Source organism: Pacificibacter sp. (assembly GCF_039769035.1).
In the GTDB taxonomy this organism is placed as follows: Bacteria; Pseudomonadota; Alphaproteobacteria; order Rhodobacterales; family Rhodobacteraceae; genus Celeribacter.
Window position 1 is genome coordinate 1 of the sequence record NZ_JBDMZG010000161.1, and the last position, 10,563, is coordinate 10,563.

The window sequence follows — 10,563 nt, forward strand, 5'->3', positions numbered from 1 at the left end:
AGCTGAGCAGCGCCGCGTCACCCCTGTGTGGCATCTAAGCTTTGTTGGTTTCATCATCGCGCCTGTGGCGGCTGTGCCTTTGGGCTGGGTTGAACTGAGTGCGCTGATCTATGCCACCACCTTGCCGATTGCTGCCGCGATTTGGCTGATTTCAGCGTTGCAATTCATGCGCGCGGGCGTGCCTGCGCCTTTGCGGCCTTTACTGGCCATCCATTTGGCGCCTGTGTCTTTGTTTGGCATCGTGTCGGTTTTGTTGGGCTATGACAGTGTTGCTTTGGCGTTTGGCTGGCTGGGCATCACGGTCTTTGTCGTCGCCATTTTCGGCGCGCGGTATCTCACCCAAAGTGGCTTTTCACCTATGTGGGGCGGCTTTACCTTTCCGCTTGCTGCCTTTGCCAATTTGATGTTGGCCGTGGCCAGCGTGCACCCTCTGCCGTTTCAAATCGTGGGTGGCTTGGAATTGGTTTTTGCCACGTTGGCGGTGGGCTATATCGCATACAAAGTGATGCAGCTGTGGATGAAGGGCACATTGTCGAAACTGACCAATGCCTCTACTGTTTAGGTTGCACACATAAATTTGAGGTAAATATTGCGGCTTTGATCCTAAAGGCCGCAATTTCCACTTTGCAATCCTTTCATTCCATGACAGATAAACGTGCCAAACCGTATCACCCGTGGAGAGACCGATGGAGATTCGTGAGGCCCTCACTTTCGATGATGTTTTGCTTGTACCAGCAGCGTCCAGCGTTATGCCGACAACGGCCGACACATCGACCTATGTGACCAAATCGATTAAATTGAATATACCGCTTTTGTCCTCCGCTATGGACACAGTGACTGAAGCCCGCATGGCGATTGCCATCGCACAGATGGGCGGCATGGGGGTTATTCACAAAAACCTCAACGTGCTGGAACAGGCCGAAGAGGTCCGCCGCGTCAAACGTTTCGAAAGCGGGATCGTGTACAACCCGATCACTTTGACAGCTGATCAAACCATCGCAGACGCGCAAGAGCTTTGTGATCGTTATAATTTCACCGGTTTCCCAGTTGTTGACGGCTCTGGCCGCGTTGTGGGCATCGTCACCAACCGCGATATGCGCTTTGCCACATCGCCTGACATGCCCGTGTCACAAGTGATGACCACCAAAGACCTCGCGATCTTGCACGAACCTGCGGACCGCGATGAGGCGATTTCCTTGATGAAAGCGCGTCGGATCGAAAAACTGTTGGTCACCGACAATGACGGCAAACTGACAGGTCTTTTGACCCTCAAAGACACCGAGACCGCTGTGTTGAACCCATCCGCCTGCAAAGATGACCTTGGTCGTTTGCGTGTGGCTGCGGCGACATCCGTGGGCGACAGCGGCTTTGAACGTTCGGAAGCTTTGGTCGATGCGGGCGTCGACATGATCGTTATCGACACAGCCCACGGTCATTCCCAAGGCGTGATCGACGCCGTGGCGCGCGCGAAGAATGCCTTTGGCGACAAGGTTCAAATCATCGCAGGCAACGTGGCCACAGGTGAGGCGACGAAAGCCCTTATCGGTGCTGGCGCGGATGCTGTCAAAGTGGGCATTGGACCTGGTTCCATCTGTACCACGCGTATGGTCGCTGGTGTTGGTGTTCCACAGCTGACCGCCATTATGGATTGCGCCAAAGCGGCAGGGGACATTCCTGTGATTGCGGATGGCGGCATCAAGTTCTCTGGCGATTTCGCCAAAGCCATCGCGGCTGGCGCTTCTGTGGCCATGGTTGGATCAATGATCGCGGGCACAGATGAGAGCCCCGGCGAAGTGATCTTGTACCAAGGTCGTTCTTTCAAAGCCTACCGTGGCATGGGCTCTCTGGGCGCTATGGCACGCGGCTCTGCGGATCGGTATTTCCAAAAAGACGCAGCCTCTGACAAATTGGTGCCAGAAGGTATCGAGGGCCAAGTGGCCTACAAAGGCGGCGCGGGTGCGGTGATCCACCAACTTGTTGGCGGTTTGCGTGCGGCCATGGGCTACACCGGCTGTGCGACCGTGGCGGAGATGCGCACGAACTGCAACTTCGTGAAAATCACGGGGGCAGGGCTCAAAGAAAGCCACGTCCACGATGTGCAGATAACGCGCGAAAGCCCGAACTACCGCATCGGTTAACAAACACGCGGGGGCTTCGGCCCCCGTTTTCATTTCTGCCGCTCTCATTGAATGGATATTCCGCATGACCCCTGTTGCTCGTATTTCTGCTGCAATCGACATTCTTGATGCTGTGATGGCGGGCGAAAGCGCTGAGCGCGTTTTGACCTCATGGGCGCGCGGCAATCGCTATGCGGGGTCGAAAGATCGCGCAGCCATTCGCGATCATGTGTTCGACGCGCTGCGGTGCTTGCGGTCCTTTTCATGGCTGGGCGGCGCAGGCGGGCGCTCCACAGATGACGACACCGGCGCAGCGCCAACTGGGCGTCAATTGTTGATTGGTATGCTGCGTGATGCGGGCACGGACCTAGACACTGTGTTTGGGGATGCGCGGTTTGCACCAGCGGCTTTGACGGATGAAGAAACGGATTTGCCAGATCTTGCGGATGCCCCACGTGCCGTGCGTCTGGATTGCCCTGATTGGATTTTGCCTTTGTATGAGGCAGCCTTGGGCGGTGACACAGATGCCGTTTTGGAAACAGCGCGCAGCCGTGCGCCGGTGTTTTTGCGGGTGAATCTGGCCAAAGCGTCAATCGCCGAGGCACAAGATGCGCTTTTAGCGGATTCGATTGAAACGGAACTGCACCCTTTGTCTGAGACTGCTTTGAAAGTCACCCAAGGCGCGCGTGCGGTTGCCCGCTCTCAGGCCTATTTGACAGGCTTGGTTGAGCTGCAAGACGCTGGTTCTCAAGCGATTATTGATGCGCTGGACCTGAAAGACGGCATGAAGGTTTTGGACTATTGCGCAGGTGGCGGCGGCAAGGCTTTGGCCATGGCAGCCCAAGCAGATGTGGACATGACCGCACATGATATCGATGCAGCACGAATGCAAGATATCGCACCGCGCGCATCACGGGCGGGCGCGTCGATCACCACCGCGCGCCTGAGTGAACTTGCGACGGATTATGATCTCATTTTGTGCGATGCGCCATGTTCGGGGTCCGGCTCGTGGGCCCGTGCACCGCAGGCCAAATGGATGTTGCAAGACACCCGTTTGGAGGATCTGACCGCATTGCAAGCGCGCATCCTTGACGATGTTGCGCCGCGCGTGGCCGTTGGTGGCGCTTTGGCCTATGCGACCTGTTCGTTGTTTGAGGTCGAAAACAGCCTGCAAGTCAGCGCATTCTTGGCGCGCCATCCTGAGTTTGAGCTGACTCATGACCGTCTTATCACGCCGCTTGAGGGTGGCGATGGGTTTTATGTGGCTGTTATGACCAAAAAAGCGCAAGTACAACCTTAACGATACCAATTGTTTTGCGCGCAACTTTACCGAAAGCATCTTTTCCGCTACCGTGTTTGAAACACTCCTTAAAGTGCCGTTAACCAATTTGCGCGCATGGTAGGGGCCAACATGTCTGGCGTGCGTTGCACGCCAAGGGGGCTTGATTATGGGCGCAGTATTTCAGACGTATAAATTTACAAAACTTACACAATTGCTGTCACCCAATGCCTTTGCGATTGGGGTGGGCGGTCTTGGCCTGTGTGCCGTGGCCGTTGCGATCCCGCAGTCCAAGGTTGCGCTACCGTCTTTCTTGGTTGGGTTCGTGCTGCTTTGGGCAGCTGTTGTCGTTGGATTGACTGCGTGGCATGCCGCAAAGGCACGCAGGCGGACACATAAATCCATGTCCAAATTCATGGCCTATGACGCTGCCCCGTGTTTCACAACCGATGCAGACGGTGTCGTCGGATATGAAAACGCAGCCGCGATTGAGCAGTTCGGTGGGCGCGGCGGGCAGCCGTTGCTTACGGCGCTTGAAACGCTTTTTGCATCTCCCAGTGCCACGCTTTCACGTCTGCAATCGCGCGCGATGGCCATCGGGGCGGCGCATGAGGATGTGGCGACACGCAACGGTCACCTGCGGTTGTCAGTACACCTGCTTGATGGAGAAGGGTTTTTATGGCGCCTTGAAAACACTGTTGGACGCATGCATAGACCTGCGGCGCGTGACATCGCTCTGCCAATGTTAACCCTGTCCAAAACCGGCACTGTCGACGTGATGAATGATGCTTTGCGGCGCATTGTCGGGCATAACGCGACCCAATTGGACCGGATCGTCACTGATCTGCCTTTGCGCCACGGGGATCTGCACATGTTGGCGGGCGTGTCGGGCAGTATTCACGCCCGCGTGGCCATGTTTGATGCGGCTTCTGGCCAAAGAGAGATCTATTTCCTGCCCGAAAAGTCCCCTGATGTGAATGATTGGGACGCTTTTGATGCTTTGCCCGTGGCTTTGCTGCGGGTGTCTCTTGATGGAACGATCACCCAGTCAAACCGACCTGCGCGTGACATTCTGTCGGTGGAGAGCACCAGTGATTTGAATCTTGGTGATGTTGTAGAAGGTCTCGGTCGATCTGTTGTCGATTGGGTCTCAGAGGTTGCGCAAGGGCGGGTGCAAAAACCGGAATTTGTGCGGGCGTCTAAGTCCGCGAGCGATACGTTTTTGCAAGTCTCGCTCAATAAGGTTGAAGGGTTAGAAGCGCTCGAACTTATTGCCGTTTTGTCCGACGCCACTGAGCTTAAATCTTTGGAAGCACAATTTGTACAAAGCCAAAAGATGCAAGCGATTGGACAACTTGCTGGTGGTGTCGCCCATGATTTCAATAACTTATTGACTGCAATTTCAGGGCATTGTGACTTGTTGTTGCTGCGCCATGATCGCGGCGATACAGATTATGGTGACCTTGTGCAGATCCATCAAAATGCCAACCGTGCGGCTTCTTTGGTGGGGCAGCTCTTAGCCTTTTCGCGCAAGCAGACCCTCAAACCTGAAGTCATTGATATGCGCGATACGCTTGCGGATTTGACCCATCTTTTGAACCGACTTGTTGGGGAAAAAGTGTCGCTCACGCTGACACATGATGCGGACTTGCTGCCCATTCGCGTTGACAAGCGCCAGCTCGAGCAAGTTGTGATGAACCTTGTGGTGAATGCGCGGGACGCCATGACTGCGGGGGGCGAAATCAAGATTGAAACCCGCAATGAACTGCTGACAGCCCCCATGGCGCGCGATCGCGCAACTGTGCCCGCTGGCGAATACGTGGTGGTGAACGTGTCCGACCAAGGTGTCGGCATTCCGCCAGACCGGTTGCAAAAGATCTTTGAGCCGTTTTTCACGACCAAGCGCACGGGCGAGGGCACCGGGCTAGGCCTGTCGACGGCTTACGGCATTATCAAACAAACGGGTGGATTTATATTCGTTGATTCTGTGGTCGGGTCTGGCACGTCGTTTTCGATCTATCTACCCGCGCATACAGCACAAGTCGCGCCTGTTGAGGCACCTGTCGCCATCGCAAGCCCTATTGAAAACCAAGCGGACCGTCGATCTGGCGTCATTTTACTGGTCGAAGACGAAGCGCCAGTGCGCGCCTTTGCATCGCGGGCTTTACGCATGCGTGGCTACACCGTGATCGAGGCGGAGTGCGCCGAAGAAGCTTTGGAAACGCTTGATGATCCAGAACTTGATGTGGATTTGTTCGTCAGTGACGTGATTATGCCCGGCATGGATGGGCCAACATGGGTCTCGAAAGCCCTTGATCAGCGTCCGGACGTGAAGGTGGTGTTTGTTTCAGGCTATGCGGAAGATCATTTTTCTGAGCAACAAGCCCGCATTACCAACTCCGTGTTCTTGCCAAAACCGTTTTCCTTGTCCGAGTTGACCGCGACAGTTCAACAGCAATTGCAGTAGGCGTTGTGCAATTCTTGGCAGATATGATTTGGCTTAAAGTTATTTTAAAACAATATATTGCGATGATTTTCTGCCTCAATACGCAAAGTCTGACACAGCCATAGCAATCAAAAACCATTTATTAACCACTACAAATAATTATGGATTTTAAGAAAAATGAATTGATTTGTTCTCCTTTTGGTCCCATAAAAATAGACAAGAACAACAGGCGAACATAGAAACCCCCGTTGAGCGACGTGCAGGCAATCGTTGCCGCCAGTTCTTGGGTGTGTGATAAGGAATTGAACAATGGCGACGGCGGTGAAAATGACCAAAAAAGACAACGATAAGCAAAAAGCACTCGACAGCGCACTGGCTCAAATCGAGCGTCAGTTTGGCAAAGGGTCCATCATGAAAATGGGTGCGGACAATCCCGCCCAAGAAATTGAATCCACCTCCACTGGCTCCTTGGGGCTTGATATCGCGCTTGGGATTGGTGGCATTCCAAAAGGGCGTATCGTTGAAATTTACGGTCCTGAAAGCTCCGGTAAGACGACGCTCACACTGCATTGTATTGCCGAAGAGCAGAAAAAAGGCGGCGTTTGTGCGTTTGTTGATGCCGAGCACGCGCTCGATCCGATTTACGCCAAAAAGCTTGGTGTCGACCTAGATGAACTTCTTATTTCTCAGCCGGACACTGGTGAGCAAGGTCTTGAAATCGTGGACACTTTGGTGCGTTCTGGTGCTGTGTCCATGGTTGTGGTCGACTCTGTTGCAGCTTTGACGCCAAAATCAGAACTCGAAGGTGACATGGGCGACAGCTCTGTTGGTGTGCAAGCACGTTTGATGTCACAAGCGATGCGTAAATTGACGGGCTCCATCAACCGATCAGGCTGTACAGTGATTTTCATCAACCAAATTCGAATGAAAATTGGCGTGATGTTTGGTTCACCTGAGACCACATCTGGCGGCAACGCTTTGAAATTCTATTCTTCCGTGCGTTTGGATATTCGCCGCATTGGATCGATCAAAGATCGTGATGAAATTGTTGGCAATGAAACCCGCGTGAAAGTGGTTAAAAATAAAGTGGCTCCACCGTTCAAAATTGTTGAGTTCGACATCATGTACGGCCAAGGCATCTCGAAAACGGGTGAGCTTTTGGATCTGGGCGTCAAAGGAGGCGTCGTTGACAAGTCCGGCTCGTGGTATTCCTACGGTGACGAACGCATCGGGCAGGGGCGTGAGAACGCTAAGAAGTATCTGCGCGATAATCCGCATATGGCGCTCGAAATCGAAGACAAGATCCGTGCGTCCCATGGCCTTGATTTCGACATGGATGTGGCCGCGGGCAAACTGGATGACAAATCTGACGTGCTTGACGACGAATAGAGTTCGCTGAAATTGGTTGAAAAGGGCCGTGACATCCGTGTTGCGGCCCTATTATTTTGGCATTTGGCCTGTCCGGTGCAGCTTGCCATGGACAGCCCGCGATGGCTTGGGTAAACCCTTTGGGAACAACCGCAATCTAGCCTGCCGGAAGATCCCAATATGCCCAGCGTCAACGAAATTCGCTCCACTTTTCTGAACTACTTTGAGAAAAACGATCACACCGTCGTGGACAGCTCCCCTTTGGTGCCGCGCAATGACCCAACCTTGATGTTTACCAACTCTGGGATGGTGCAGTTTAAGAACTGTTTCACCGGCGTGGAAAAACGCGATTACGTGCGGGCGACATCGGCGCAAAAATGTGTGCGCGCTGGCGGCAAGCACAATGACCTCGACAACGTTGGCTACACTGCGCGTCACCACACGTTTTTCGAGATGCTCGGCAACTTTTCCTTTGGCGATTACTTCAAAGAACAAGCCATCGCCCATGCGTGGACCTTGATCACTGATGTTTACCAAATCCCGAAAGAAAAGCTGTCTGTCACTGTCTATCACACCGATGACGAAGCTTACGGCATCTGGAAAAAACTTGGCGTGCCCGAAGATCGCATCATTCGCATCGCCACGTCTGACAACTTTTGGCAGATGGGCGACACTGGCCCTTGTGGTCCGTGCACCGAGATTTTCTATGATCACGGCGACCACATCTGGGGTGGCCCTCCCGGTTCTCCTGAAGAAGACGGCGATCGTTTCATCGAGATTTGGAACCTTGTGTTCATGCAGAACGAAAAGTTCGCTGACGGCTCTATGATCGATCTGGACATGCAGTCCATCGACACAGGCATGGGGCTGGAGCGGATTTCTGCATTGCTGCAAGGCAGCCACGACAACTACGACACCGATATGATGAAGGCTTTGATCGAGGCCTCCGCCCACGCCACGAATTCTGATCCATTCGGTGACAAAAACGTCCATCACCGTGTGATTGCGGATCACTTGCGCTCAACCTCTTTCTTGATCGCTGATGGTGTGATGCCGTCCAACGAGGGCCGCGGCTATGTGCTGCGTCGCATCATGCGCCGCGCCATGCGTCACGCGCATCTTTTGGGCGCAAAAGATCCAGTGATGCACCAATTGGTGCCTGCACTTGTGACCCAAATGGGCGAGGCCTACCCAGAGCTGCGCCAAGGTCAGGCGATGATCGAAGAGACGCTGAAACTGGAAGAAACCCGTTTTAAAACAACGCTCGACCGTGGTTTGCGTTTGCTGGAAGATGAGCTTGGCGGCTTGCCTGAGGGTTCAAAACTGCCTGGTGAATCCGCGTTCAAACTCTACGACACTTACGGCTTCCCGCTCGATTTGACCCAAGACGCTCTGCGTGAAAAGGGGCTTGAGGTCGATACCGATGGCTTTGATGCCGCTATGGCAGAACAAAAGGCCAAAGCCCGCGCGGCTTGGTCCGGTTCAGGTGCGACAGCAGATGCGACCATCTGGTTCGAGATCGCCGAAGAACATGGCGTGACTGAATTCTTGGGCTACGACACGGAAACGGCCGAAGGTCAGGTCTTGGCACTTGTTGCAGGGTCTGACATCACGACGGCGGCCAAAGCTGGCGAAGAGGTGTCCATCGTTGTCAACCAAACGCCATTCTACGGCGAAAGCGGTGGTCAGGTTGGCGACACTGGTGTGATCCGCACGTCAAATGGCGTGGCCAATATCACCGACACGAAAAAGGTTGCGGGTGTGTTCATTCACATGGCGACCGTCACAGCGGGCACGATCACAGTGGGTGAGGCGTCTGAATTGGTCGTTGACGGCACCCGCCGCGCGACGATCCGCGCCAACCACTCTGCCACGCACCTATTGCACGAGGCCCTGCGGGTTGCTTTGGGCGATCACGTGGCGCAGCGCGGCTCTTTGAACGCGCCAGATCGTTTGCGCTTCGATTTCTCGCACAACAAAGGTCTGACAGCTGAAGAACTGTCGAAAGTCCAAGGGGATGTGAACACGTACATTCGCCAAAACACGCCGGTTGAAACCCGTATTATGACGCCAGACGACGCGCGCGCCATCGGTGCGCAGGCGCAGTTTGGTGAAAAATACGGCGACGAAGTGCGCGTAGTGTCCATGGGCATGGCTGACACTGGCAAGGGCCTTGATGGCAAAACCTATTCGCTTGAGCTTTGTGGCGGTATTCATGTTGAACGTACGGGCGATATCGGGGCTTGTGTGGTGCTTGGCGATCAAGCGTCCTCCGCTGGTGTGCGCCGGATCGAGGCTTTGACTGGTCAGGCGGCTTTGGACCACTTGGCGGCCGAGGCAGATCGCGGTGTGCAAATCGCAGCCCTGTTGAAAACGCCGATTGGTGGCGTGATCGACAAGGTGAAATCCTTGTCGGAAGAGCGCAAACGTTTGGAACAAGAAGTTGCCAATCTGAAAAAAGAACTGGCGATGTCTGGCGAAGGCGCTGCGGAAGCTTTTGAAATCAATGGCGTTAAGTTCATCGCGCAAGTCTTGTCTGGTGTGAGCGGCAAAGACCTGCGTGGTCTCATTGATGCGCATAAAGACAACCTTGGCTCTGGCGTTGTACTGTTGATTTCTGATGATGACGGCAAAGTTGCTATCGCTACGGGCGTGACCGACGATTTGACAGATACCGTGTCTGCGGTCGACATTTTGAAAGCTGCTGTGACACCACTTGGTGGCAAAGGCGGCGGTGGTCGCCCATCCATGGCGCAGGGCGGCGGCAAGGATATTTCTGGCGCGGATGACGCGATTGCAGCCGCAACAAAAGTCTTGGAGGGCTAAACATGGGCGCACTTTGGATTGCCAATGTCACTGTGACGGACGAGGAAGCTTATGGCAAATACGCAGCCCTTGCAGGCCCTGCGATTGCCAAACACGGTGGCGAATTCATCGCCCGTGCAGCGCGTTTTGTCCAACTTGAGGGCCGTGAACGCCCGCGCAATGTTGTGGCGAAATTCCCCGACGTGGACACGGCTGTGGCCTGTTACCATTCACCTGAATATCAAGAAGCGCTTGATTTTGCGCGCGGCGCGTCTGAGCGTGAGTTGATGGTGATTGAAACCTCAGAATGATTGTAGGCGCGGGCATCACAGTGGTGCCCGCGTTTTTCCTTTGCGATACGTCCAGTTCGTGAAACTCTGCTTGGGACATGACCCAACAGTAGGAGCGAACCATGAATTTGGGCACCTTTTCCGTCAGTTTGAGTGTGAAAGATCTTGGAGTGTCCAAGGCGTTTTACGAAACTTTGGGGTTCACGCAGTTTGGCGGAGATCCTGCGCTCGGCTATGTTGTGATGAAAAATGGCGAGC

General features: G+C 54.2%; 6 protein-coding genes and 1 pseudogene. All 7 read left to right on the forward strand.

What is annotated here, in order from left to right; genetic code table 11:
* A pseudogene (locus tag ABF287_RS13765) lies at positions 1-562 on the forward strand (tellurium resistance protein); the annotation flags it as partial.
* A 124-nt stretch (positions 563-686) separates the two neighbouring features.
* Positions 687-2,138 carry an IMP dehydrogenase gene (guaB, locus tag ABF287_RS13770; protein ID WP_347185575.1) on the forward strand — a complete coding sequence of 484 codons (1,452 nt, stop codon included), beginning with the start codon at positions 687-689 and terminating at the stop codon, positions 2,136-2,138.
* Between the two features lie 64 nt (positions 2,139-2,202).
* Positions 2,203-3,417: an RsmB/NOP family class I SAM-dependent RNA methyltransferase gene (locus tag ABF287_RS13775; RefSeq protein WP_347185576.1), complete on the forward strand. Its 1,215-nt coding sequence runs from the start codon at positions 2,203-2,205 to the stop codon at positions 3,415-3,417.
* Positions 3,418-3,565: 148 nt separating this feature from the next.
* Positions 3,566-5,863: an ATP-binding protein gene (locus ABF287_RS13780; RefSeq protein WP_347185577.1), complete on the forward strand. Its 2,298-nt coding sequence runs from the start codon at positions 3,566-3,568 to the stop codon at positions 5,861-5,863.
* A gap of 288 nt (positions 5,864-6,151) precedes the next feature.
* Positions 6,152-7,231: a recombinase RecA gene (gene recA / locus ABF287_RS13785; protein ID WP_347185578.1), complete on the forward strand. Its 1,080-nt coding sequence runs from the start codon at positions 6,152-6,154 to the stop codon at positions 7,229-7,231.
* Positions 7,232-7,390: 159 nt separating this feature from the next.
* Positions 7,391-10,036: an alanine--tRNA ligase gene (gene alaS, locus ABF287_RS13790; RefSeq protein WP_347185579.1), complete on the forward strand. Its 2,646-nt coding sequence runs from the start codon at positions 7,391-7,393 to the stop codon at positions 10,034-10,036.
* Between the two features lie 2 nt (positions 10,037-10,038).
* The gene (locus tag ABF287_RS13795; RefSeq protein WP_347185580.1) at positions 10,039-10,326 is read left to right on the forward strand and encodes a DUF1330 domain-containing protein; all 288 of its coding nucleotides are present in this window, start codon (positions 10,039-10,041) and stop codon (positions 10,324-10,326) included.
* Positions 10,327-10,563 lie beyond the last annotated feature (237 nt).

What these genes read in the sequence shown, in the direction of transcription:
- guaB (WP_347185575.1), top strand. Translation starts at nt 687, where the DNA reads ATGGAGATTCGTGAGGCCCTCACTTTCGATGATGTTTTGCTTGTACCA.
- ABF287_RS13775 (WP_347185576.1), top strand. Translation starts at nt 2,203, where the DNA reads ATGACCCCTGTTGCTCGTATTTCTGCTGCAATCGACATTCTTGATGCT.
- ABF287_RS13780 (WP_347185577.1), top strand. Translation starts at nt 3,566, where the DNA reads ATGGGCGCAGTATTTCAGACGTATAAATTTACAAAACTTACACAATTG.
- recA (WP_347185578.1), top strand. Translation starts at nt 6,152, where the DNA reads ATGGCGACGGCGGTGAAAATGACCAAAAAAGACAACGATAAGCAAAAA.
- alaS (WP_347185579.1), top strand. Translation starts at nt 7,391, where the DNA reads ATGCCCAGCGTCAACGAAATTCGCTCCACTTTTCTGAACTACTTTGAG.
- ABF287_RS13795 (WP_347185580.1), top strand. Translation starts at nt 10,039, where the DNA reads ATGGGCGCACTTTGGATTGCCAATGTCACTGTGACGGACGAGGAAGCT.